Source organism: Bacillus pretiosus, assembly GCF_052947655.1.
Map to the genome: position 1 here is coordinate 1,356,877 of NZ_CM129593.1, position 23,127 is coordinate 1,380,003.

Consider the following 23,127-nt stretch of genomic DNA (forward strand, 5'->3'; position numbering starts at 1 on the left):
TGTTGAAATTGGAAAAACGTATCGTTTGTTTAGCTGGTGATGGTGTTGGCCCAGAAATTATGGAAAGTGCGAAAGAAGTATTGCATATGGTAGAAAGGTTATATGGACATCATTTTCACTTACAAGATGAGTACTTTGGCGGGAGTGCTATCGATTTAAATGGGCAACCATTACCACAACGAACGCTTGCCGCTTGTTTAGCAAGTGATGCGGTTTTACTTGGAGCGGTTGGTGGACCAAGGTGGGATAGCGCGAAAGAAAGACCGGAGAAAGGATTATTAGCTCTAAGAAAAGGACTTGGAGTATTTGCGAACGTTCGCCCTGTAACGGTAGAAAGCGCAACGGCACATTTATCGCCATTAAAAAACGCTGATGAAATTGATTTCGTTGTTGTTCGTGAATTAACAGGCGGAATTTATTTTTCTTATCCGAAAGAACGAACGGACGAAGTAGCAACAGATACACTTACGTATCATCGTCATGAAATTGAACGGATCGTTTCTTATGCCTTTCAATTAGCGAGTAAGCGGAAGAAAAAAGTAACATCTATTGATAAGGCGAATGTTTTAGAATCTAGTAAACTATGGAGAACTATTACGGAAGAAGTAGCACTTCGTTATCCAGACGTTGAACTAGAACATATTTTAGTAGATGCAGCTGCGATGGAGTTAATTCGGAATCCAGGACGGTTTGATGTAATTGTAACGGAAAATTTATTTGGGGATATTTTGAGTGACGAGGCTTCAGTATTAGCGGGATCATTAGGAATGCTTCCATCAGCAAGTCATGCGGAAAAGGGACCTTCATTATACGAGCCTATTCACGGATCAGCACCGGATATTGCCGGGAAAAATAAGGCAAATCCAATTGCAATGATGCGCTCTGTTGCAATGATGCTTGGGCAATCATTTGAATTAACGAGAGAAGGGAATGCAATTGAATCTGCGATATCTGCAGTTCTTAAATTAGGAAAATGTACAGCAGATATCGGAGGAGATGAGACGACAACTTCATTTACGAAGGCAGTTATACAAGAGATGGAAGAGCAAGCGTTAGTAGGGAGAGGGAGATAATGGGAAAAAGGCTGCTAGATAAACTTTGGGAAAGACACGTAGTTACGACAAACGAAAATGGATTAGATTTATTATATATCGATCTTCATCTTGTTCATGAAGTAACGTCACCGCAAGCCTTTGAAGGCTTGCGGCTTACAAATCGAACGGTTCGCAGATCGGATTTAACATTCGCAACGATGGATCATAATATTCCAACGAAAGATGTTTGGAATATTACCGATCGCATTGCGAAGCAGCAACTAGATACACTCCGGGAAAATTGTAAACAATTTCAGGTGCCGTTAGCGGATATCGGGGATGAAGAGCAAGGGATTGTTCATGTTATCGGACCAGAACTTGGACTTACACAACCAGGAAAAACAATTGTTTGTGGTGATAGTCATACAGCAACGCATGGTGCGTTTGGCGCACTAGCATTTGGCATTGGTACGAGTGAAGTGGAGCATGTATTGGCAACGCAAACGTTATGGCAACGAAAGCCGAAAGCGATGGGTATTGAGTTAAAAGGAAAATTACAGAAAGGTGTTTACGCAAAAGATATTATTTTGCATTTCCTTTCAAAGTACGGTGTAGCAGTTGGAACTGGATATGTAATGGAATTTTACGGAGATACGATTGAGGCTATGGAGATGGAAGAGAGAATGACGCTTTGTAATATGGCAATTGAAGGAGGAGCAAAGGCTGGTATTATAGCACCAGATGAAAAAACATTTGCTTATGTAAAAGGACGTAAATATGCACCGAAAGACTTTGAAACATTCGAGAAGAAATGGTCTGAACTTTATACAGATTCAGATGCAATTTATGATTTGCATATTTCGATAGATGTGACGGATTTAGCACCGTACGTTACATGGGGAACAAACCCGAGTATGGGTGTTCGTATTGATGAAAAATTGCCAGAAAAGCAGGATGCAAATGACGAAAGAGCATTTTCTTATATGGGATTAAGCCCTGGACAAAGCACGTATGACATTCCTGTTCAGCATGTTTTCATTGGATCTTGTACAAATTCCAGGCTTTCTGATTTAGAAATTGCTGCATCTGTTGTGAAAGGGAGAAAGGTAAAAGAAGGTGTGCGAGCGCTCGTTGTGCCTGGATCGAAAAGAGTAAGAGAAGCTGCGATGCAAAAAGGGCTACATCACATATTTGAAGAAGCTGGATTTGAATGGAGAGAACCTGGATGTTCAATGTGTCTTGGAATGAATCCAGATCAAGTACCTGAAGGAGAACATTGTGCTTCGACTTCAAATCGTAATTTTGAAGGAAGACAAGGAAAAGGGGCACGAACACATTTAGTTAGCCCAGCAATGGCGGCAGCAGCTGCGTTATACGGTCATTTTGTTGATACTAGAAAGGAGAGTTATGATGGAGCCATTTCGTATTCATAAAGGTACTGCTGCAGTACTGATGAATAATAACATTGATACAGATCAAATTATTCCGAAGCAATACTTAAAGAGAATTGAAAGGACGGGATTTGGAAAATATTTATTCGATGAATGGCGTTATGATAATAACCGCCATGAAAACCCTAATTTTCCGCTTAATGCACAAAATAGAAAAGGAGCAAGTATATTAATTACAGGTGATAATTTTGGTTGTGGTTCTTCAAGAGAACATGCTCCGTGGGCGCTTGCTGATTATGGTTTTCGCGTTATTATCGCCGGCGGGTTTGCAGATATTTTTTATATGAATTGTATGAAAAATGGTATGTTACCAATTGTAATGGATAAAGAAATGCGAGAACAACTTGCCATAACGGATGCGAGAGAACAAATAGAAGTAGATTTAGAGAATGAGGTAATTAAAACAAGTACGCACAGGTTTCATTTTACAATCGAGAAAATGTGGAAAGAGAAATTATTAAATGGTCTAGACGAAATTAGTATTACGATGCAATATGAACAAGAAATTGTAGAGTATGAAAGGAGAGTAGCTTTACATTAAGAAATAACGGAATGTTCAAAAAGTATTTACATTCAGAATTAAGTATTATATACTATGTAAAAATCAGAGGAGAAAGGGAGTAAGTATTATGAATATCATGCAATCTATTAAAGTGCTTACACAACTACATCATCATACATAAAGCCCTTGAACCTAGCGTGAAAACGTGTAGGTACAAGGGTTATTCCCGTTGTACCTACACTCTACTAAAGAGCCTTGTAGGTATTTTGTCTACAAGGCTCTTTTTATTTTCGGTTTAGGTGAATGAAATGAGCATACATTAGAAAGGGAAAGGTGTGAGAATTTAGATGACAAAATGGAAACGGGCAAACCCAAATGGAACGAGAGACTATTTATTCGAAGAATGTACGTTAATTGAAGAGGTGGAGCAAAAATTAAGACGTACTTTTTTAGGGCGAGGTTATGAGGAAATAAGGACACCTACAATTGAATTTTATGATGTTTTTGCCTTTCAAAATAGACCGATAGATGAAGAAAAGATGTATAAATTTTTTGATGAAAAGGGACGGATTATCGTGTTACGTCCAGATATGACAATTCCTTTAGCGAGAGTGATGGGAACGCAGAGGTGGGATACGCCGCTTAAACTGACGTATGGCGGGAATGTATTTCGGGCGAATGAGTCCCTTACTGGAAAATATAATGAAATTGTACAAAGTGGTATTGAAATTATAGGTATTGATAATGTAAGAGCTGAAATTGAATGCGTCATAAGCGTCATTCAATCACTTCAAAAGGTGAAGGTACAATCTTTTACAATAGAGATTGGGCAAGTGCAATTATATAAATGTATTGTAAAAAAACTCTCCATTCATGAGGAAGAAGAGAGAGTACTTAGGACATACATTGAAAGTAAAAATTATGCGGCTCTATCAAATTTTATTAGAGAAAAGAAATTAGATCGATGTGATGAAACAGTAAGATTACTTGAGAAGTTACCAAGACTATTTGGGAACTTAGAAGTGATTGAGGAAGCAGAAAAACTCGCCTCAAGTAATGAAATGAAAATGGCGATTGCAAGAGTGAAAGAAATATATGAAGCAATTGAAAGACTAGGCTATGGATCTTACATATCAATTGATTTAGGTATGATCCAACATTTAGATTACTATACGGGAGTTATTTTCAAAGGGTATATATATGAAATAGGAGAAGAAATTGTTAGTGGCGGAAGATATGATGAGTTAATTGGAAATTTTGGAGAGATGCTGCCGGCTGTTGGACTCGCGGTGCAAGTCAATCAAATTGTGAAGGCGCTGCAAGAGCAACAAGAACCATATGAACAAAAGGGAATAGATATTATTATTCATTATGAGTTAAATAGATTAGCAGAAGCGGAAAGATTACGAAATTTACTTCAAAAGGACGGGAAAAAAGTAGAGCTATCCTTATTCTCTAATGTAAATGACACCTTTCAATTTGCAAGAAAAAATCAAATAGTAACGGTCGTTGAGGCGAAGAACGAATCATTAGTGGAATATGTATGGAAAGAGAAATGGGTAGTCCAGAAAGAAGGAGAAACTTCATGCGTAACATTCAAATTGCGTTAACGAAGGGAAGATTAGAAAAACATGTGATTCCGCTCTTTGAGCAGATTGGAATTGATTGTTCGGAGCTCAAAAATAAAGGACGAAAGCTTGTTTTTCAAAGTAAAAATACAGATATCTCATTTATTTTAGTGAAAGCAGTAGATGTTGCTACTTATGTAGAACATGGAGTAGCTGATATTGGGGTCGTTGGAAAAGATATTTTAATGGAAAACGAGAAAGATATTTATGAAATGTTAGATTTAGGAGTGGGCGTGTGTAAGTTTTGTGTTGCTTCTATTCCTACGTATAATCCGAAGAGCTACCGAAAGAAACGCATTGCGACGAAATATCCACATATTACTTCTAACTATTTTCATGATAAAGGGGAGGATGTAGAAATTATTAAAATAGAAGGTTCTGTAGAAATCGCTCCTATTCTTGGATTGGCAGATGCAATTGTTGATATTGTGGAAACAGGAAAAACATTACAAGAAAATGGGCTCATTGTATTTGAGGAAATGTATTCTATATCTGCTCGGATGATTGTAAATAAGGCTGCATTAAAAACTAAAAAAGACGAAATATTCAGTATTGTAAATATGATGGAGCAAGAAATTTTGTCAGGAAAATAGGGGGACTTGTAATGGAGATAGTTTGTGAAGATTTTCAAAAGGCGTTATCGAAAATAAAATTGCTACGAGAAAACGCTAATATAATAGAAGAAACTGTTCAAAGAAGTGTAAGCGAAATCGTTCGAAAGGTAAGGAAGAGTACGGATGAGGCTCTATCTTTTTATACAAAAAAGTTTGATGGTGTGGAGATTAAAGAGTTTCGTGTAAGTGAGGAAGAAATAAAACGAGCGGGTATGTTTGTAGAGAATTCATTTTTAGAAGCGTTACAAGAGGCGAAGAAAAACATTATTTCTTATCACGAAAAGCAAAAAAGACAATCCATGTTCGATTGCACGAGTGAAGGCATTATTAGAGGGCAAATCATTCGGCCGTTAGAAAATATAGGGGTATATGTGCCGGGCGGAACTGCTTCGTATCCTTCGTCAGTATTAATGAATGTATTGCCAGCAAAACTCGCTGGTGTGAAAAAGATTGTAATGGTAACACCACCAAGGCAAGGGGGGATTGATCCACATATTTTAGTTGCTGCAAGCCTTGCAGGAGTAGATGAAATTTATACGATAGGTGGTGCGCAAGCAATTGCTGCTTTAGCATATGGGACGGAATCGATTCCAAAAGTAGATAAAATAGTTGGACCAGGAAATTTGTACGTCGCTCTGGCGAAACGAGAAGTATACGGAATAGTAAATATCGATATGATTGCTGGACCGTCAGAAATTGTAGTTATTGCTGATGAAACCGGTAATGCAAAATATATCGCTGCTGATTTATTATCACAAGCAGAACATGACGAGAGAGCAACAGCAATTTGTATTACAACGAATATAGAGTTAGCAAAAGAAGTAGAAAGAGAGATAGAAAGACAGTTAGAAACATTACCAAGAAGCGAAATTGCACGTGAATCGATAAATAGAAATGGAGCTATCTTTATCGTTCCTTCTTTATATGAGGCGCTACAATTATCGAATGAAATCGCTCCAGAACATTTAGAGTTACATATAAAAGAACCGATGAATGCTCTAGCTTATGTGAAACATGCAGGATCTATCTTTCTTGGTCCATATGCACCGGAACCGCTCGGTGATTATTTAGCAGGACCGAATCACGTGTTACCGACAAGTGGAACGGCAAGGTTTTTCTCACCGTTATCAGTCGATGATTTCGTGAAAAAATCAAGCTTTCTGTCTTATACGGAGGAAGCGTTAAGAGATGTACAACATCATATTGTAGAACTTGCCAATAAAGAAGGATTACATGCGCATGCGAGAGCAATTCAAATAAGATTTGAGGAGGAAGAATAATGCGTGAGTGCAGTCAAATACGTGAGACGACAGAAACAAAAATCAAATTAAGTTTGCAGCTTGATGAAGGCAAGAACGTTTCTGTACAAACGGGAGTTGGATTTTTTGATCATATGCTAACTTTATTTGCAAGGCATGGAAGATTCGGTTTACAAGTGGAGGCGGAAGGCGATGTATTCGTTGATGCGCATCATACAGTTGAAGATGTTGGAATTGTACTCGGAAATTGTTTGAAAGAAGCATTGCAAAATAAAGAGGGGATTAACCGTTATGGCTCCGCATATGTACCGATGGATGAATCTTTAGGTTTTGTCGCAATTGATATTAGCGGGCGCTCACATATTGTATTTCAAGGAGAATTAACGAATCCGAAGCTAGGGGATTTTGATACAGAACTAACAGAAGAATTTTTTAGAGCAGTTGCTCATGCTGCCAATATTACATTACACGCTCGCATTTTATACGGAAGCAATACACATCACAAAGTTGAAGCGTTATTTAAAGCGTTTGGTAGAGCGCTTAGAGAAGCAGTCGAAAGAAATGCCAGCATTACTGGTGTAAATTCCACGAAAGGGATGTTGTAATTGATTGCTATTATAGATTATGGAATGGGAAATATTCGCAGTGTGGAACAAGCATTACAATATATTGGAGCAGAGTACATCGTAACGGGTGATAAAGAAAAGATTTTTAGAAGTGATGGAGTGATTTTACCAGGAGTAGGTGCATTTCCGAAAGCGATGGATGTATTGGAAGAAAAAAATTTAGTGCGTGTGTTAAAAGAAGTCGGGCGTTCAGGAAAACCGCTTCTGGGCATTTGCCTAGGGATGCAGCTTTTATTTGAAAAAAGTGAGGAACTACAAGACTGTAACGGATTAAGTTTATTGCCAGGTGTTATTCGAAAGTTAAAGGTTCCTTATAAAATTCCACATATGGGATGGAATGAGTTAAAGAAAGAGGGAGAAATAGCACTTTGGAATGGAGTAGAGGACGGTTCTTTCGTATATTATGTTCACTCTTATTATGCAGATTGTCCAAATGAAATTGTGTATGGGATAAGTGAATATGGAGTGAAAGTACCTGGTTTTGTAGCAAAAGGAAATATATACGGCGCACAGTTTCATCCTGAAAAAAGCGGTGACATTGGAATGCAAATGTTGAAAAATTTCAAAGGGGTGGTAGAGGCATGGAAATCTTCCCAGCTATCGATTTAAAAGAGGGGCGATGCGTTAGACTTTATCAAGGAGAGTTTAGTAAAGAAACCGTAATGAATGAAGATCCGGTTGCGCAAGCGATTATATTCGAAAAATTGGGAGCGAAAAAGTTGCACATTGTTGATTTAGATGGCGCAATTGCTGGCGAGTCAGTAAATTTGCTCGTTATTGAAAGAATTTGCAAGGCAGTACGTATTCCTGTGCAAGTTGGAGGAGGAATTCGATCACTTGTAGCGGTAGAGAAGTTATTGTCAGTGGGTGTAGATAAAGTGATTTTAGGAACAGCTGCTCTTTATGATAAGGAATTTTTAGAAGAAGCAGTTCTTCTATATAAAGAGAAAATCATTGTTGGAATTGATGCGAAAAATGGTTTCGTAGCAACGAGAGGCTGGCTTGATGTGTCTGAAATTTCTTACATTGATTTAGCAAAGCAAATGGAGAATGTAGGTGTTCAAACGATTGTGTTTACAGACATTTCGAAAGACGGGACACTTGCAGGACCGAATTTAGAGCAATTGGAGTTACTACAAAAAAGCGTGAGCATTCGTCTTATTGCTTCTGGAGGAGTGGCATCTATTCAAGATGTGAAAAAATTAAATGATATGAATATATACGGCGTCATAATTGGTAAGGCTCTTTATGAGAAAACGATTGATTTAGAAGAAGTGTTAGAGGTAACAAAGTTATGTTAGCGAAACGCATTATTCCATGTCTAGATGTGAAAGAGGGCCGAGTCGTAAAGGGTGTAAATTTTATAGGGTTACAAGACGTCGGTGATCCTGTTGAAATAGCTGCTTTATATAATGAGGCGGGAGCAGATGAGATTGTATTTTTAGATATTACGGCAACGCATGAAGGACGAAAAACAATTATAGATGTTGTAGAAAAAACAGCTTCGAAAGTATTTATTCCTCTTACAGTTGGCGGGGGGATTTCAAGTGTTAAAGATATGTACAATTTACTAAGAGCTGGAGCGGATAAAGTTTCAATCAACTCAGCGGCAGTGCGAAATCCAAAGCTAATTGAAGAAGGGGCAGAACACTTTGGCTCACAATGTATTGTCGTAGCAATTGATGCTAGAAAAGTAGCAGAAGAAAAGTGGAATGTTTATGTGAACGGCGGAAGAGTTGATACGGGTATGGATGCAATCGGGTGGGCAAAACGCGTTGCCGAGCTAGGGGCAGGCGAAATTTTGTTAACGAGTATGGATGCAGATGGAACGAAAAACGGGTATGATCTTCGTTTAACAGAAGAAATTTCAAAAAGCGTTTCCGTACCAGTCATCGCGTCAGGCGGATGTGGTCACGTTGATCACATTATAGAAGTTTTTCAAAAGACAACAGTTGATGCAGCACTTGCGGCATCCATCTTTCATTATGGTGAGGCGACAGTGCAGGACGTAAAGAGAAAATTAAGAAATGCAAATGTTGAGGTGCGGTTATGAAACCTAACTTTTCAAAAGGATTATTACCAGCAGTTGTAATTGAAGAAGGGACAAAAGAAATTTTAATGCTAGCTTATATGAATGAAGAAGCATATGAAAAAACGCTAGAAACGAAAAGAACATGTTTTTATTCTCGTTCAAGACAATCGTTATGGAATAAAGGAGAAACATCAGGAAATGTCCAATATGTGCAATCTCTTTATTTAGATTGTGATCAAGATTCAATTGTTGTTGTCGTAAAGCAAGTGGGACCTGCTTGTCATACAGGAGAGAAAACATGTTTTCACTACCAAATTATATAGGGGGATACATATGGAAAATGCCTTTAAATTACTATTTGAAACAATTGAAGAACGAAAGGGAAATCCACTTCCTGAATCGTATACAAATTATTTATTTTCAAAAGGCGAAGATAAAATTTTAAAGAAAATTGGTGAAGAATGCACGGAAGTAATTATCGCATCTAAAAATAATGACAAAGAAGAATTAGTGAAAGAAATGGTTGATGTATTGTATCACTGCTTTGTTTTATTAGCTGAAAAAAATATATCATTAGAAGATGTTATGGAGGAAGTGACAGAAAGAAATGGGAAGCTTTCGCGAGTAGGGGACAGAAGTGAAATAGATACATTATAAGGGGGAAATGTAGATGAAGGTGGATTATCACATTCATTTAGAAGAAGGGCCATATTCAATAGGATGGCTAGCTAAAATAAATGAAGTGTTACAACATTATGAACCACTTAAAGAAGAAAAACATTCTATGGAATGGCTTGTGAAAACACAAGAACGCCTGCAAAGACGTGTGAAAGAAGGGCCATTTACAACGAAATGGATTGATTTATATTTAGAAGAAGCTTTGCGAAAAGGTATAAAAGAAGTTGGTATTGTCGATCATTTATACCGTTTTTATGAAGCGAAAGACTACTATGAAAGATATGTCGATATTAGTGATTCGAGGCTTGGTCGTTTACAGAAGGAATGGTTAGACCAAGTAAGGGTAACATCACTACATGATTTTACAAAGGCAATTGAAGAGGCGAAAGAACGGTGGAGTAAAAGAGGTGTTACGCTTAAACTTGGAATTGAAGCGGATTATTTTATTGATGGTGAACAAGAATTACAATCTTTACTCGCATTAGGAGATTTTGATTATGTAATTGGTTCTGTTCATTTTTTAAATGGCTGGGGATTTGATAATCCAGATACGAAAGAATATTTTAAGGAACATGACTTATATGTTTTATATGATACGTTTTTCAAAACGGTTGAGTGTGCAGTTCGCTCTAATTTATTTGATATTATAGCTCATCTTGATAACATAAAAGTATTTAATTATCGGTTAGATGAAAATGAACAACTTTCTTATTATAAGGAAATTGCGCGTGCGTTAGTAGAAACAAATACGGCAACGGAAATAAATGCAGGATTGTACTATCGCTATCCTGTACGCGAAATGTGTCCGAGTCCGCTATATTTACAAGTATTAGCTAAGCATGGCGTTCCGGTTACTCTTTCCTCAGACGCTCATTATCCGAGTGATTTAGGAAAATATGTGGCAGAGAATATAAAGACGTTACGTAATCATGATATTTCTCACATAGCTACATTTACGAAACGAGTAAGAACGATGAGATTACTGGAAGAAGAAGTAACAATTTCAAAATGATCACGATTTTTTGATGAAAACCACCCTTTTTGTTCAAAATAAGAAAGAATAAAAAGGAGGGTAAGAAATGGCGAAACAACAAAATAAACAAAATGTACAAGGTGCACAACAACAAGCTCAAACTTCTGAAACGAATGCTACATCTCAATCCGTTATTGAGGAACAAATTAGTGATACAGTTGCAGAGGGAACGATCGATGTGAAGCTTGGAAAACAATCGCAAGAAAAAGCATAAGAAGAGGGGGAGACTTGCATCTCCTCTTTTTTTGTGGAAAAGTGTCGATTTTCAAAACTATAATCAAATTCCTTGGTTTTTATATGTGGATTTCTTACAATAAAAGATAAGAGATATCTTATTTTCTATAGAAGAGGTGTTAGTAGTGGCAAAAATATTAGTAGCAGGGAAAATTCCAGCAATCGGATTAGAACTATTAAAGGATCATGATGTAGAAATGTACGATAAAGAGGCGTTAATTTCTTTAGATGAATTAACAGAGCGTGTAAAAGACAAAGATGCATTGTTAAGCCTACTTTCTACAAAGGTGACAAAAGAAGTGATTGATGCGGCACCTAATTTGAAGATTGTTGCAAACTACGGTGCTGGTTACGATAATATTGATTACTCGTATGCTGGAGAAAAAGGGATTGCGGTAACGAATACACCAAAAGTATCAACTGAAGCGACAGCAGAATTAACATTTGCACTTCTTTTAGCAGCTGCACGTAGAATTCCTGAAGGCGATACATTATGTCGTACAACTGGATTTAATGGATGGGCACCATTATTTTTCTTAGGCCGCGAAGTACACGGTAAAACAATTGGAATTATTGGCCTTGGAGAAATCGGAAAGGCAGTTGCAAAGCGTGCGAAAGCGTTTGGAATGAATGTTTTATATACAGGACCAAACCGAAAGCCTGAAGCTGAAAGTGAGCTGGAAGCAACATATGTAACATTAGAAGAATTATTACAAACAGCAGACTTTATTACAATTAACTGTGCGTATAATCCGAAATTGCACCATATGATTGATGAAGAACAGTTCAAAATGATGAAGAAAACAGCGTATATTATAAATGCTTCACGTGGACCAATCATGCATGAAGCAGCACTCGCTCATGCATTAAAAACGAATGAAATTGAAGGGGCGGCTCTTGATGTGTTTGAATTTGAACCGAAAATTACTGAAGAGCTAAAAGGGTTAAAGAATGTAGTACTTGCTCCTCATGTAGGAAATGCAACATTCGAAACGCGTGATGCGATGGCTGAAATGGCAGTAAGAAATATTTTAGCAGTATTAAACGGTGAAGAGCCTGTAACACCTGTAAATCAAAAAGTATTCGTTACAAAATAAAAAGAAACCTTCCGGTTCCGGAAGGTTTCTTATTTGTCTTTATTTGCTCTTTTAGATGGTATTTGTCTAAGAAATTGAGATAGCATATACAAAATGTATAGTGGAATAGCAATGAATAAGAAAACAGAAAAATTACCGAACCCTGTTTGGTACATTGTGATAATGATTCCAACTAAAAATAGTGTAATAATGATGCTATATCGTGGAATTGGTACATCTTTTAAACTTGGGATACGAATGCGGCTCACCATTAAAAATGCGAACGTTACAAATACTGTAATAAGAACGATTTTTGGAATGGTATGTGAAAATAATGTTAAGAAAGCAACAAGCCCTCCCGCTGCTGTAATCGGTACCCCAGTGAAATATTTCATTGAAGTAGAAGATGGTGTAACATTAAATCGAGCTAAACGATATGCTCCGAAAAGAGGGAATAGTCCCGCTATGTATAGTCCGATGATTCCATAATTGGAGAAAGATGTGTAATACATGAGAACAGCAGGTGCTGCACCAAATGTTACGACATCTGCAAGCGAGTCAAGCTCTTTTCCCATTTGTGAATCAACGCGTAATAATCGAGCAACACGCCCATCAAGACTATCTAACATCATCCCGATAAGTACTAAAATAGCAGCTGATTTATAATATCCTAAAGATGCATAGCCGATTGATAAGAATCCACTATATAAATTTCCGAGCGTAAATAAGTTTGGAATAGCTGCTCTATACAAAATCTGATCCCTTGCTTTCTGTAATAAATTCTTAATTAGTTTATGAAATTTTACTTATTTTATCATACCATAAATTTCTTCCTCATACGAAAAAAATTCCCAATTTGTGAAAGATTTCATAGCGGAATGATTTGAAAAATAAGTAAAAAAAGAAGCAACTTTTATAAAAGTTGCTTCTGGCGCTATTCAAATTTCGTTGTCATTGTTCCGGTTTTATAACGATTGTTAGGATCGAAACGTAATAAGTCTCCATAAATGAGTTTGTCGGAGAGTTTCAATTCAGTTTTTGCTTTTTCAATATTTGGTTGACATAATGAAATGTCCGCTTCTTCACCTGTATTTCGTTTATAGCACATGTTTTTTGTATAAACATAGTTTTCCGAAACGAAGCTACCATCACGCATTACCATAAGTGGATCTTCTTCTTTAATAAATAGGTCAGTTCCAAATTCAACTGATTGATTTGTTTTAATACCAAGTAAATGAAGTAGCGTTGGTTTAATATCAATTTGACCAGATACTTTAGAAATGACTTTTCCTTCTTGACCAGGTACATGAATAATGAGAGGGACGCGTTGTAATTGCATAGAATCAAACGGTGTAATAGCGTCTTTACCAAGGAACTGAGCCATAGCTGCATTATGGTTTTCAGAAATACCGTAATGATCTCCATAAATGACAATAACGGAATTATCATACAGTCCTTCCTCTTTTAATTGTTTAATAAATAGTTTAAGAGCTTCATCCGTGTAACGAACGGTTGGGAAGTAGCGGTTTACAACACCACTTTCCGAATTAAACTCATCAACATATTGATCTTCTGGATTTAGAAGAAATGGAAAATGATTTGTTAAAGTAATAAATTTTGTATAGAACGGTTGTGGTAAAGATTTTAGCTTTGGAATCGATTGTTCAAAGAACCCTTTATCTTTTAATCCCCAACCGACAGACATTTGTTCTGTGCCTACGTAATCATTTAAATTAAAGTAACGATCATATCCAAGTGCAGGATACATTACATCACGATTCCAAAACGTTTTATCGTTTGAATGGAAGACAGCAGAAGAATATCCGTATTTTTTTAATTGTTCTGGTGTAGCTGTATATTCATTTGTTGCGTGAGTAAAGAATACAGAACCGCGGTCTAACGGATAAAGTGAATTTTCAACGATAAATTCAGCATCAGAAGTTTTACCTTGTCCCGTTTGATGATAGAAGTTATCGAAATAAAAACTATCTTTAATAAATTCATTTAAAAATGGAGTGATTTCTTTTCCATTTATTTTTTTATTAATAACAAAACTTTGTGTAGATTCCATTGAAATCAAAATTACATTTTTACCTTTTGCAGCTCCAAATAAGTTTTTATCAACTTGCTTATCTTTTGAGTCTGTATAGTTTTTAATTTCAGAGAACCCGTCACCACTTGCAAATACACGTTCAGCCGAAGATTTAGATTGAAGTGTAATATCAAATAGATGATATGTGTATAAACCTAAATTTTTCACGACAGTTTGACGATCAAATGAGCGTGAGAACATTTGTGGCTTATAAATAACTGAAACGACAATTTGTAATGCTAATAGAGCTGTTACACCGCTAAAGAAAGTTCGCTTCTCAGAGCGAGAAAGTGGCGTCTTGTCGCAAAATGCTGGGAATTTACGTGAAAGAAACATTAAAATAATTGCATCTGCAAATAAAAGTAATGTTTTGTACGTAAAGAGTTCTTTTATACTTGTCCCTAAATCAGCCATATTATTTGTTTGAAATAAAACTGGGAACGTAACGAAATCGTTATAAAACCCATAAAACATTGCATTTCCAAATAAAATAAAGGACAGTATAAAACTGATTCCAACTATAATACGGTTTCGGTGTTTAGATGCAAGTAAAGCAAAACCGAAAAATAAAAGTAACGCAGCTAGTGGATTAATAAAAAGCATAAATTCTTCAAAGAAGTTATCAATTTTAATATCAAATGCTAGCTTGTACACAATATATGTTTTTATCCATAATAAAACGACTGCAACGAGTGCAAATCGCAGTTTTGGAAACAGACGTTGTAGCATAATATACTCCTCTCCTAAAAAGCATGACAGTTCTTGTGAGCCGGTTTGATTAGCGCCTCATTTTATATATACGAACAGTCCTTTGTTATTATGTTTATTATACTATGAGTATCATTATACGAAAATAAAAGAGAGTTGTGGACTTTTTTATAATAATTGAGTAGAAAAAGGGCAGTGGGAGACAATAAAACGGAGTTTCTATGTATGATAATTATCGTGCGCAGAAAGAATCGTGTAATAATACGGAGGTTATAATGCGAAAATTATTATATTTTATAGTATGCAGTAGTGTTATACTTTTTGCTTCACCGAGTGTGTCGGTAGCCCAATATGATGCACCTCTTATGGAAGATGCCCTTTATTCTGTTTTATTTCCGAAAATAAATAAAGCAATTGAAAAACAATATGGGAGCTTGAAGCCTTATCAATGTCCTAAAATTATTAGTTTAAAAAAAGTGTATAGCGGTACATATTTATTTCAAGCAAGTATTGAAGTAACGAAGTATGAACGAGTTGCTGGGAAAATTGCTCCACCATTTGAGAAGGTAACGATTACATTTAATAATGAAGAAGGCGAATGGGAAGTGTCAAAGATTTCAGTAAAGCGCTTACCAAATGATACGAAATTAAACTGTAAAAAAACAATATAAAAAATTGTTTGACAAATAAAATGGTCCTTTGGTATTGTTAATAGCAACAATTAGATGTTTGAAAATTAAATAGACTTACCTCATCTACTCTCAAAGGTAGAGGCCGCGATAGGAAAGAGTAAGCTATGGGAGATTTAATGGAATCTGTGATCATAGGTTGAAAGGGACTATTGCCGAAATATAAGAATAACCATCTTATTCATATATTGGGACTGCATTGAATAAATGTAGTACTGTCATAATATTTATTTTATGGAGAGCTATTTGGAGATGTTGATGCGGTTTCTTATTTTGAGGAGATAACAACTCGTTTATTTTTTCAATATATATTTTTCCTAATAAGAAACGCGTGTGAACATTGTTCCGCGCGTTTTTTGTCTATCTAAAAGCGTGCTGCAATGAATAGAAGATTGGGGTTATGAGTTTTAGAGGAAATAAGGGAGGAATTCAAATGTATTTACACGGCACGAGCCGAATCAATGGGCAAGGACACTTAGAAATTGGAGGATGTGATACGACGCAGCTAGCAAAACAATACGGAACACCACTTTATGTATACGATGAAGAGTCAATTCGAGGAAAGTGCCGCGCGTTTCATCGTGCGTTTAAAGAAAGTGGTTTCTCTTATCAAGTAGCATATGCAAGCAAGGCGTTCTTGTGCATGGAGATGTGCCGAGTGGCTCGTGAAGAGAATATGTCATTAGATGTTGTTTCTGGAGGAGAATTATATACTGCGCTGCAAGCAGGATTTCCAGCATCACGCATTCATTTTCACGGCAATAATAAAACAGAAGAAGAAATTGTGATGGCTCTTCAGGCGAATATTGGTTGTTTTGTCGTAGATAATTTCTTGGAATTAGAAATTTTGCATGATTTAGCAGTGCAACATGGGAAATTTGTGAACATATTAATTCGTGTAACGCCCGGAGTAGAGGCGCACACACATGAATATATTACAACAGGCCAAGATGATTCGAAATTTGGATTTGGCGTGTCAAATGGTCAAGCGATGCAAGTAATTGAGATTGCTTTACAAAAATCAAATTATAATGTGTTAGGAATTCATTCACATATCGGATCACAAATATTTGAAACGGCCGGCTTTGTGCGAGCGATTGAAGTTCTTCGTCAATTTTTAGAACAAGTGAGAGAGCGAACAAACTATGTAGTAAAAGTGCTAAATGTAGGCGGAGGATTCGGAATACGCTACACAGAGTCAGATACACCATTAACTCTTGAGACATATGTGCGAGCTGTAACAAGTGCTGTGAGGGAACAATTTACAGTATGTAATTATCCCCTGCCAGAAATATGGGTTGAACCAGGCCGTAGTATTGTAGGGGATGCTGGAACGACAATTTATACAGTCGGATCTGTGAAAGATATTCCTGGTATTCGGAAATATGTATCAGTGGATGGTGGGATGACTGATAATTTAAGACCTGCTTTATATAACGCTCGTTATGAAGCGATGTTAGCGAATCGAGGGAATGATGAGAATGAGGAACTTGTCTCGATTGCTGGGAAGTGCTGTGAGAGTGGAGATATGTTAATTTGGGATATCACTCTACCGAAAGTTGCTTCAGCCGATTTATTAGCAATTTCTTGTACAGGGGCATATGGATACTCGATGGCGAATAATTATAATCGGATTCGTAGACCAGCTGTCGTCTTCGCGAAAGGCGGCACATCACAAATTGTTGTAGAGCGTGAAACATATGAAAATATTATTGGGAACGATCGCATACGTATTAAAGAACTTGTGTGAATGGGAAAAAGGAGTTGTTCGGATGGGCAATTCCTTTTTTATAAAACAAAATAATTAAAATATATCGGAAAACTAGGATTGAAAAAAATCAGAATTGTGATAAAATACAAATACAAAGCTTATCAAGAGAAGCGGAGGGAACTGGCCCGAAGAAGCTCGGCAACCTGCTTATAGAAAGCAAGGTGCTAAATCCAGCAAAATGGAATCCATTTTGAAAGATAAGGTAAAATATATTACCGAACAGTCTTTTCGAAATGGGAAAGATTTTTTTTATGAATAAAAAGGGGGGCTGTTCGCGTGAGCGTACGGGAACATTTTGAGGAAGTATCTGAGAAAATTCAAGCGATGCTTGCTGATATGAAATATGGTTCAATTACAATTGTTGTGCAAGATGGGAAAGTCATTCAATTAGAGAAAAATGAAAAGGTACGTTTAAAGTAAAAAGCGCTGACTAGAAAAACTAGAGGCGGTTTTAACCTATTATATTAGGTTAAAACCGTCTTTTTGCTTTTACAGGGGGAAAGAACATGTTGACGTATGAAACGTGGGAAGAAAATAATGTTTCATTTTCAGAAGAAGATGAAACGAAAGGCGCGCTATCTGTATTAAGTTGGGCTTATAAAGAATATAAAAGTGAAATTGTATACGCATGTAGCTTCGGAGTGGAAGGGATGGTATTGCTGCATCTTATAAACCAAGTAAATCCATCTGCTAAAGTTGTATTTTTAGATACGAATGTTCATTTTCAAGAAACGTATGAATTAATTCAAAAAGTGCGGAAACGATTTCCTTCATTAAATATTATAGAAAAACAGCCGGAACTTACGCTTGATGAACAAGCGAAGTTGCATGGTGAGAAATTATGGGAAAGTAATCCGAATCTTTGTTGTAAAATTAGAAAAATTTTACCGTTAGAAAAATCATTAGCAGCGGAAAAAGCTTGGATATCGGGCTTAAGGAGGGAACAATCAGAAACACGTAAGCATACAAAGTTTATAAATCAAGATCATCGCTTTCAATCTATTAAAGTTTGTCCACTCATTCATTGGACGTGGAAAGAAGTGTGGCGATATGTATACAAACATAGCTTACCGTATAACCCGCTGCATGATGTTGGATATCCAAGTATTGGGTGTGAGAAGTGTACGTTACCTGTAGGTGAGGGTGGCGATTCGAGAGATGGTAGGTGGTCTGGGAAAGTGAAAACAGAATGTGGTCTTCATTACCAATAAGATGAATTTGAAAATAAAGCTAAGAGAGGAAATAGAAAATGAGTACAAGAAACGAATTAATAAATCGTATAGACGAGACTTACGACGTATCACAAATCGAAAAAGAAATTGAACTAGACAACATTGCGTTAAGTGATTTAGAGCTATTAGCGACAGGGGGATATAGCCCACTTACTGGTTTTTTAGGAAAGAAAGATTATGATTCGGTCGTAGAAACGCTTCGCTTAGCAAACGGGAGCATATGGAGTATACCGATTACATTACCAGTAACAGAAGAAGTAGCAGAGAGTCTAAAAGCTGGAGAGGAAGTAAAACTTGTTAATGCTGAAAATGTATATGGTGTCATTCAAATAGAAGATATTTTTGTGCCTGACAAGGAAAAAGAAGCGTTACTTGTGTATAAAACGACGGATGAGGCTCATCCAGGAGTGAAAAAATTATATGAACGACCGAACGTTTATGTCGGGGGAGCTATTATTCTTACAAAACGCTTTGAAAATAATCCGTTTCCTTCTTATCATTTAGATCCAATTGAAACGAGAGAAGAATTTAAAAAACGTGGTTGGAAAACAGTGGTTGGATTTCAAACGAGAAATCCGGTACATCGTGCCCATGAATACATTCAAAAATCTGCCCTTGAAATTGTAGATGGTCTCTTTTTAAATCCACTCGTTGGGGAAACGAAATCGGACGATATTCCTGCTGATGTAAGGATGGAAAGCTATGAAGTATTACTTCAAAACTATTATCCGAAAGATCGTGTCTTTTTAGGTGTATTTCCTGCAGCAATGCGTTACGCAGGACCGAGGGAAGCGATATTCCATGCAATAGTCAGAAAGAATTTTGGATGCACCCACTTTATCGTAGGGCGTGATCATGCAGGAGTAGGAGATTATTACGGGACTTATGAAGCACAAGAAATTTTTACAAACTTTACAGTGGAAGAGTTAGGGATTACACCATTATTTTTTGAACATAGTTTTTACTGCACGAAGTGTGAAGCGATGGCTTCGACGAAAACATGCCCACACGGAAAAGAGGATCATGTCATTTTATCAGGTACGAAAGTAAGAGAACTATTAAGAAACGGTGAGGTTCCGCCGAGTACATTTAGTCGTAAAGAAGTAGTGGAAGTGCTAATTAAAGGTTTGAAAAAAGAAGTAGTAACAGAATAGGGAGAGAATGACATGGATACGAATATTACTTGGCATACAGCATCTGTTTCAAAAGATGAGAGAAGAGTAAGAAATGGGCATCATAGTTTTGTAGTTTGGTTTACTGGTCTATCAGCTTCAGGTAAATCTACGGTGGCGAACGCGGTTGCTCGTAAACTATTTGAAAAGAATATTGGAAACTATGTACTAGATGGAGATAATGTACGCCACGGTTTAAATAAAGACTTAGGTTTTTCTGAAAGTGATCGTATGGAAAATATAAGACGGATTGGTGAAGTGGCGAAGCTATTTGTAGATCAAGGTACTGTTGTTCTTACAGCGTTTATTTCACCGTTTCGAGTAGACCGAAAACAAGTTAGAGATCTATTAGCAGCAGATGAGTTTATAGAAGTGTTTGTAAAATGTCCAATTGAAGAGTGTGAAAAACGTGATCCAAAAGGGTTATACAAAAAGGCAAGACAGGGTGATATTAAAGAGTTTACTGGTGTTGATTCACCGTATGAGGAGCCAGAGAAAGCAGAGTTAATTGTAGAAACGCACAAGTATTCTATTGAAGAATGTGCAGAACAAATCGTGAAGTACTTACAAGAGCGTAGTTTTATATAGGGGGATAAAAAATGAGTTATGAAAAAGTATGGGCTAACAATGAAAAATTAAATCAGACTGAGAAAAATAAATTGAAAAAAGATGGATTGGAAATCTTTAATGATATTCCTTACTATGCAGAAAATGGCTTCGAATCTATTCCGAAAGAAGAGTGGGACGCATTCAAATGGGCAGGGTTATATTTACAAAGACCGAAAGAAGCTGGATATTTTATGATGCGTGTAAATATTCCTTCAGGGATTATTACGAATGCACAGGCAGAAGTGCTTGCTTCTATCGCTGAGGATTATGGGCGTGACGTAATAGATATTACGACAAGACAGGCGATTCAGTTTCATTGGTTAGAAATTCATCAAATTCCAGATATTTTTAAAAGATTAGCAAGAGTTGGGTTATCTTCAGCGGGGGCGTGTGGTGATATAACGCGTAATATTACAGGGAATCCACTTGCTGGTATTGATGCAAATGAACTGTTTGATACAACGGGTATTGTGAAAGAGGTATATGATTATTTCCAACATAATGAAGAGTTTTCTAACTTACCGCGTAAATTTAAAATGTCTATTAGTTCTAACATTTATAATTCAGCAAACGCAGAGATTAACTGTGTTGCATTTACACCTGCAACGAAAGAGATAGATGGTGAGAAAAAAGTTGGTTTTCATATAAAAGTAGGCGGTGGATTATCAGCCCGTCCATATTTAGCTGATGAATTAGATGTATTCGTTTTACCAGAAGAAGTGAAGGCGGTAGCAATTGCGATTGCTACGATATTCCGTGATTTTGGATACCGTGAAAAACGTCATTTAGCTCGTTTGAAATTTCTAGTTGCAGACTGGGGAGCAGAGAAATTTAAAGAGAAACTAATAGAGTATATAGGACCATTGCAAAGTAAAGGAGAAAGTGCTCTCAAAGGATGGAATGCGGGATACTTTTATGGTGTTCAAGATCAAAAACAAGATGGACTAAAATATGTAGGTTTTAATGTGCCGGTAGGACGTCTACATGCAGAAGAAATGTTTGAGATTGCAAGAATTGCTAAGCAGTATGGAAATGGACAGATTCGTACATGTAATTCGCAAAACTTCATTATTCCGAATGTTCCGCCAAAAAATGTAACAGGTTTACTAAATGAGCCGTTGTTTAAAGCCATATCAGCAAGTCCTAAATCATTTATTGGTCATGCGGTTTCCTGTACCGGTATTGAGTATTGCAATCTTGCTTTAGTAGAAACGAAAGAAAGATTACGCAAAATCGCAGAGTACTTAGATACACAAATTGCACTCGATGTTCCAGTTCGTATTCATATGGTAGGATGCCCGAATTCATGTGGGCAACGTCAAATTGCTGACATTGGATTGCAAGGGGTGAAAATGAAAACGAAGGAAAAAGGAATTGTTGAAGCATTTGAAATATACGTAGGTGGAACGCTGTTAGATGGCGGTGCTTATAACCAAAAGTTAAAAGGGAAAATAGATGGCGAGGATCTACCTGATGTACTTGCATCATTTATAAGCTATTTCAAAGAGAATAAATTACCAGCTGAAACATTTTATGATTTTGTCAGCCGTGTTGGTATAGAGACATTACAAATAGCGTTAAATACTGTGTTAGAAGAAGTAATAGCGTCTTAGGAGGGACAATATGGATTTATATCGATTTGAAGCTGTGTTAGTAAATAGTATTGTTCCGATTGTTGTTGTTGCTCAAAGTGAAGAACAGGCATTTAAGCTCGCGGAGATAGAGCTTGAAAAGCATTTTTTACCGTTACCAGAAGTAAAGGAGATTTCTCTATTTGAAAAAAAGAAGATTCGAAAAGGTGCAGCATTTGTTATTCATGAGTAGGAAAAAGGTAATACGAAATAATGAAAACTTCCATTCGTATATAAGGATGGAAGTTTCACTTTAATAGTAGAAATGAGGAGAGATGATGGGGAAGGTTTATATCGTTGGTGCAGGTCCTGGTGATCCAGATTTAATTACTGTGAAAGGGTTGAAATGTATTAAGAAGGCAGATGTTATTTTATACGACCGTCTCGTGAATAAAGAGTTGCTTTCCCATGCAAAGCCTGAAGCGGATTTAATTTATTGCGGAAAACTACCAAATTATCACACGATGAAGCAAGAGACGATTAACACGTTTCTTATTAAATATGCGAAAAAGGGAAAAGTTGTAACGAGGCTAAAGGGCGGGGATCCATTTGTATTTGGTAGAGGAGGAGAAGAAGCTGAAGCGTTAGCAAAGCAAGGGGTACCATTTGAAATCGTTCCTGGTATTTCAGCTGGAATAGCTGCTCCTGCTTATGCTGGCATTCCAGTGACACATCGTGATGCAAGTGCAAGTTTTGCTATTGTGACAGGGCATAGGAAAGAAGGTGCTGAAGAAGAAGTGAAGTGGGAAAATTTAGCGAAAGGTGTAGAGACTTTAGCTGTATATATGGGGGTTAGCAATTTACCCTACATATGTGAACAACTGATGAAGCATGGAAAAGACAAAAGTACACCTGCTGCTATTATTGAACGGGGAACGACATCAATGCAGCGCACAGTTGTTGGGACGTTAGGAACAATTGTGGATGTTGCAAAAAAAGAACAAATTCAAAATCCGAGCATGATTGTAATTGGAGAAGTGGTCCGTTTTCGAGAAAAAATCCATTGGTTTGAGAAACAGACAGAAAGTACCTATCAAGTAAGTGGAGTGTTATAAA

General features: G+C 36.8%; 26 protein-coding genes and 2 riboswitches. Of the genes, 24 read left to right on the plus strand and 2 right to left on the minus strand.

What is annotated here, in order from left to right; translation table 11 throughout:
- The first annotated feature begins 8 nt into the window (after positions 1–8).
- From leuB to ACU8YW_RS07180, 15 genes are all read left to right on the plus strand, one after another.
- Positions 9–1,073, plus strand: a complete 1,065-nt coding sequence (gene leuB / locus ACU8YW_RS07110; RefSeq protein ID WP_088608736.1) for a 3-isopropylmalate dehydrogenase — start codon at positions 9–11, stop codon at positions 1,071–1,073.
- A complete protein-coding gene (gene leuC / locus ACU8YW_RS07115) occupies positions 1,073–2,467 on the plus strand; it encodes a 3-isopropylmalate dehydratase large subunit (protein WP_088608737.1) in 1,395 nt (464 codons plus the stop codon). The genes leuB and leuC overlap by 1 nt, the downstream gene beginning before the upstream one ends.
- Positions 2,445–3,026: a 3-isopropylmalate dehydratase small subunit gene (leuD, locus tag ACU8YW_RS07120; RefSeq protein WP_000433212.1), complete on the plus strand. Its 582-nt coding sequence runs from the start codon at positions 2,445–2,447 to the stop codon at positions 3,024–3,026. The genes leuC and leuD overlap by 23 nt, the downstream gene beginning before the upstream one ends.
- Positions 3,027–3,334: 308 nt before the next feature.
- Complete coding sequence (hisZ, locus tag ACU8YW_RS07125; protein WP_088608739.1) at positions 3,335–4,597, plus strand: ATP phosphoribosyltransferase regulatory subunit; 1,263 nt, start codon at positions 3,335–3,337, stop codon at positions 4,595–4,597.
- Positions 4,573–5,208 carry an ATP phosphoribosyltransferase gene (gene hisG, locus ACU8YW_RS07130; protein WP_088062646.1) on the plus strand — a complete coding sequence of 212 codons (636 nt, stop codon included), beginning with the start codon at positions 4,573–4,575 and terminating at the stop codon, positions 5,206–5,208. The genes hisZ and hisG overlap by 25 nt, the downstream gene beginning before the upstream one ends.
- Before the next feature lie 11 nt (positions 5,209–5,219).
- Positions 5,220–6,509: a histidinol dehydrogenase gene (hisD, locus tag ACU8YW_RS07135; protein ID WP_097889758.1), complete on the plus strand. Its 1,290-nt coding sequence runs from the start codon at positions 5,220–5,222 to the stop codon at positions 6,507–6,509.
- The gene (gene hisB, locus ACU8YW_RS07140; RefSeq protein ID WP_088608741.1) at positions 6,509–7,093 is read left to right on the plus strand and encodes an imidazoleglycerol-phosphate dehydratase HisB; all 585 of its coding nucleotides are present in this window, start codon (positions 6,509–6,511) and stop codon (positions 7,091–7,093) included. Before hisD ends, hisB begins: the two co-directional genes overlap by 1 nt.
- Positions 7,094–7,723 (plus strand): imidazole glycerol phosphate synthase subunit HisH, encoded by a 630-nt coding sequence (gene hisH / locus ACU8YW_RS07145; RefSeq protein ID WP_000560363.1) that lies wholly within the window; start codon positions 7,094–7,096, stop codon positions 7,721–7,723.
- Positions 7,696–8,415 carry a 1-(5-phosphoribosyl)-5-[(5-phosphoribosylamino)methylideneamino]imidazole-4-carboxamide isomerase gene (hisA, locus tag ACU8YW_RS07150; protein ID WP_000402304.1) on the plus strand — a complete coding sequence of 240 codons (720 nt, stop codon included), beginning with the start codon at positions 7,696–7,698 and terminating at the stop codon, positions 8,413–8,415. Before hisH ends, hisA begins: the two co-directional genes overlap by 28 nt.
- Positions 8,409–9,167, plus strand: a complete 759-nt coding sequence (gene hisF / locus ACU8YW_RS07155) for an imidazoleglycerol phosphate synthase cyclase subunit (protein ID WP_046955256.1) — start codon at positions 8,409–8,411, stop codon at positions 9,165–9,167. Before hisA ends, hisF begins: the two co-directional genes overlap by 7 nt.
- Positions 9,164–9,469 carry a phosphoribosyl-AMP cyclohydrolase gene (hisI, locus tag ACU8YW_RS07160; RefSeq protein ID WP_088608742.1) on the plus strand — a complete coding sequence of 102 codons (306 nt, stop codon included), beginning with the start codon at positions 9,164–9,166 and terminating at the stop codon, positions 9,467–9,469. The genes hisF and hisI (ACU8YW_RS07160) overlap by 4 nt, the downstream gene beginning before the upstream one ends.
- A 10-nt stretch (positions 9,470–9,479) precedes the next feature.
- On the plus strand, positions 9,480–9,803 hold the full coding sequence (gene hisI, locus ACU8YW_RS07165) for a phosphoribosyl-ATP pyrophosphatase (RefSeq protein ID WP_000426349.1): 324 nt from the start codon (positions 9,480–9,482) through the stop codon (positions 9,801–9,803).
- Between the two features lie 13 nt (positions 9,804–9,816).
- Complete coding sequence (locus tag ACU8YW_RS07170) at positions 9,817–10,836, plus strand: histidinol phosphate phosphatase domain-containing protein (protein WP_097889757.1); 1,020 nt, start codon at positions 9,817–9,819, stop codon at positions 10,834–10,836.
- Positions 10,837–10,903: 67 nt separating this feature from the next.
- A complete protein-coding gene (locus ACU8YW_RS07175; RefSeq protein WP_097889756.1) occupies positions 10,904–11,071 on the plus strand; it encodes a DUF4025 domain-containing protein in 168 nt (55 codons plus the stop codon).
- A gap of 145 nt (positions 11,072–11,216) precedes the next feature.
- Positions 11,217–12,188 (plus strand): 2-hydroxyacid dehydrogenase family protein, encoded by a 972-nt coding sequence (locus ACU8YW_RS07180; RefSeq protein ID WP_097889755.1) that lies wholly within the window; start codon positions 11,217–11,219, stop codon positions 12,186–12,188.
- Between the two features lie 29 nt (positions 12,189–12,217).
- Here ACU8YW_RS07180 and pssA read toward each other — a convergent pair whose 3' ends face one another.
- Together pssA and ACU8YW_RS07190 are read right to left on the minus strand one after the other, a co-directional pair.
- The gene (pssA, locus tag ACU8YW_RS07185) at positions 12,218–12,919 is read right to left on the minus strand and encodes a CDP-diacylglycerol--serine O-phosphatidyltransferase (RefSeq protein WP_060489528.1); all 702 of its coding nucleotides are present in this window, start codon (positions 12,917–12,919) and stop codon (positions 12,218–12,220) included.
- Between the two features lie 182 nt (positions 12,920–13,101).
- Positions 13,102–14,988, minus strand: coding sequence for an LTA synthase family protein (locus tag ACU8YW_RS07190; protein ID WP_046955254.1), 1,887 nt, complete (start codon positions 14,986–14,988; stop codon positions 13,102–13,104).
- A 254-nt stretch (positions 14,989–15,242) separates the two neighbouring features.
- On the opposite strand from ACU8YW_RS07190, the gene ACU8YW_RS07195 reads away from it, so the two are divergent.
- The 9 genes from ACU8YW_RS07195 to cobA all read left to right on the plus strand — a co-directional run bounded on the left by ACU8YW_RS07195 (position 15,243) and on the right by cobA (position 23,126).
- Positions 15,243–15,638 (plus strand): DUF3888 domain-containing protein, encoded by a 396-nt coding sequence (locus tag ACU8YW_RS07195; RefSeq protein ID WP_001228833.1) that lies wholly within the window; start codon positions 15,243–15,245, stop codon positions 15,636–15,638.
- Positions 15,639–15,727: 89 nt separating this feature from the next.
- Positions 15,728–15,909, plus strand: a riboswitch (Lysine riboswitch).
- A gap of 180 nt (positions 15,910–16,089) precedes the next feature.
- Positions 16,090–17,406: a diaminopimelate decarboxylase gene (gene lysA, locus ACU8YW_RS07200; RefSeq protein WP_000280662.1), complete on the plus strand. Its 1,317-nt coding sequence runs from the start codon at positions 16,090–16,092 to the stop codon at positions 17,404–17,406.
- Positions 17,407–17,522: 116 nt separating this feature from the next.
- Positions 17,523–17,631, plus strand: a riboswitch (SAM riboswitch).
- Positions 17,632–17,703: 72 nt separating this feature from the next.
- A complete protein-coding gene (locus ACU8YW_RS07205) occupies positions 17,704–17,847 on the plus strand; it encodes a YezD family protein (protein ID WP_098717773.1) in 144 nt (47 codons plus the stop codon).
- A gap of 86 nt (positions 17,848–17,933) precedes the next feature.
- Positions 17,934–18,638, plus strand: coding sequence for a phosphoadenylyl-sulfate reductase (locus tag ACU8YW_RS07210; protein WP_075308704.1), 705 nt, complete (start codon positions 17,934–17,936; stop codon positions 18,636–18,638).
- A gap of 38 nt (positions 18,639–18,676) precedes the next feature.
- Positions 18,677–19,813, plus strand: a complete 1,137-nt coding sequence (gene sat, locus ACU8YW_RS07215; protein ID WP_088062662.1) for a sulfate adenylyltransferase — start codon at positions 18,677–18,679, stop codon at positions 19,811–19,813.
- A gap of 12 nt (positions 19,814–19,825) precedes the next feature.
- Complete coding sequence (cysC, locus tag ACU8YW_RS07220) at positions 19,826–20,419, plus strand: adenylyl-sulfate kinase (RefSeq protein ID WP_048561381.1); 594 nt, start codon at positions 19,826–19,828, stop codon at positions 20,417–20,419.
- 11 nt (positions 20,420–20,430) lie between these two features.
- Positions 20,431–22,053, plus strand: a complete 1,623-nt coding sequence (locus ACU8YW_RS07225) for a nitrite/sulfite reductase (RefSeq protein WP_097889753.1) — start codon at positions 20,431–20,433, stop codon at positions 22,051–22,053.
- A 10-nt stretch (positions 22,054–22,063) separates the two neighbouring features.
- On the plus strand, positions 22,064–22,264 hold the full coding sequence (locus ACU8YW_RS07230) for a DUF3906 family protein (protein WP_000366913.1): 201 nt from the start codon (positions 22,064–22,066) through the stop codon (positions 22,262–22,264).
- An 85-nt stretch (positions 22,265–22,349) separates the two neighbouring features.
- The gene (gene cobA / locus ACU8YW_RS07235) at positions 22,350–23,126 is read left to right on the plus strand and encodes a uroporphyrinogen-III C-methyltransferase (protein WP_088062666.1); all 777 of its coding nucleotides are present in this window, start codon (positions 22,350–22,352) and stop codon (positions 23,124–23,126) included.
- The last annotated feature ends 1 nt before the right edge of the window (position 23,127 follow it).

Excerpts from the sequence above, each read along its gene's own strand:
- ACU8YW_RS07175 (WP_097889756.1), top strand. The coding sequence starts at position 10,904 with ATGGCGAAACAACAAAATAAACAAAATGTACAAGGTGCACAACAACAA.
- ACU8YW_RS07210 (WP_075308704.1), top strand. The coding sequence starts at position 17,934 with ATGTTGACGTATGAAACGTGGGAAGAAAATAATGTTTCATTTTCAGAA.
- ACU8YW_RS07225 (WP_097889753.1), top strand. The coding sequence starts at position 20,431 with ATGAGTTATGAAAAAGTATGGGCTAACAATGAAAAATTAAATCAGACT.
- cysC (WP_048561381.1), top strand. The coding sequence starts at position 19,826 with ATGGATACGAATATTACTTGGCATACAGCATCTGTTTCAAAAGATGAG.
- cobA (WP_088062666.1), top strand. The coding sequence starts at position 22,350 with ATGGGGAAGGTTTATATCGTTGGTGCAGGTCCTGGTGATCCAGATTTA.
- hisA (WP_000402304.1), top strand. The coding sequence starts at position 7,696 with ATGGAAATCTTCCCAGCTATCGATTTAAAAGAGGGGCGATGCGTTAGA.
- hisB (WP_088608741.1), top strand. The coding sequence starts at position 6,509 with ATGCGTGAGTGCAGTCAAATACGTGAGACGACAGAAACAAAAATCAAA.
- ACU8YW_RS07170 (WP_097889757.1), top strand. The coding sequence starts at position 9,817 with ATGAAGGTGGATTATCACATTCATTTAGAAGAAGGGCCATATTCAATA.
- ACU8YW_RS07230 (WP_000366913.1), top strand. The coding sequence starts at position 22,064 with ATGGATTTATATCGATTTGAAGCTGTGTTAGTAAATAGTATTGTTCCG.
- ACU8YW_RS07190 (WP_046955254.1), bottom strand. The coding sequence starts at position 14,988 with ATGCTACAACGTCTGTTTCCAAAACTGCGATTTGCACTCGTTGCAGTC.
- hisI (WP_000426349.1), top strand. The coding sequence starts at position 9,480 with ATGGAAAATGCCTTTAAATTACTATTTGAAACAATTGAAGAACGAAAG.
- sat (WP_088062662.1), top strand. The coding sequence starts at position 18,677 with ATGAGTACAAGAAACGAATTAATAAATCGTATAGACGAGACTTACGAC.
- hisG (WP_088062646.1), top strand. The coding sequence starts at position 4,573 with ATGCGTAACATTCAAATTGCGTTAACGAAGGGAAGATTAGAAAAACAT.
- hisZ (WP_088608739.1), top strand. The coding sequence starts at position 3,335 with ATGACAAAATGGAAACGGGCAAACCCAAATGGAACGAGAGACTATTTA.
- lysA (WP_000280662.1), top strand. The coding sequence starts at position 16,090 with ATGTATTTACACGGCACGAGCCGAATCAATGGGCAAGGACACTTAGAA.
- hisI (WP_088608742.1), top strand. The coding sequence starts at position 9,164 with ATGAAACCTAACTTTTCAAAAGGATTATTACCAGCAGTTGTAATTGAA.
- hisF (WP_046955256.1), top strand. The coding sequence starts at position 8,409 with ATGTTAGCGAAACGCATTATTCCATGTCTAGATGTGAAAGAGGGCCGA.
- hisD (WP_097889758.1), top strand. The coding sequence starts at position 5,220 with ATGGAGATAGTTTGTGAAGATTTTCAAAAGGCGTTATCGAAAATAAAA.
- leuD (WP_000433212.1), top strand. The coding sequence starts at position 2,445 with ATGGAGCCATTTCGTATTCATAAAGGTACTGCTGCAGTACTGATGAAT.
- leuC (WP_088608737.1), top strand. The coding sequence starts at position 1,073 with ATGGGAAAAAGGCTGCTAGATAAACTTTGGGAAAGACACGTAGTTACG.
- ACU8YW_RS07195 (WP_001228833.1), top strand. The coding sequence starts at position 15,243 with ATGCGAAAATTATTATATTTTATAGTATGCAGTAGTGTTATACTTTTT.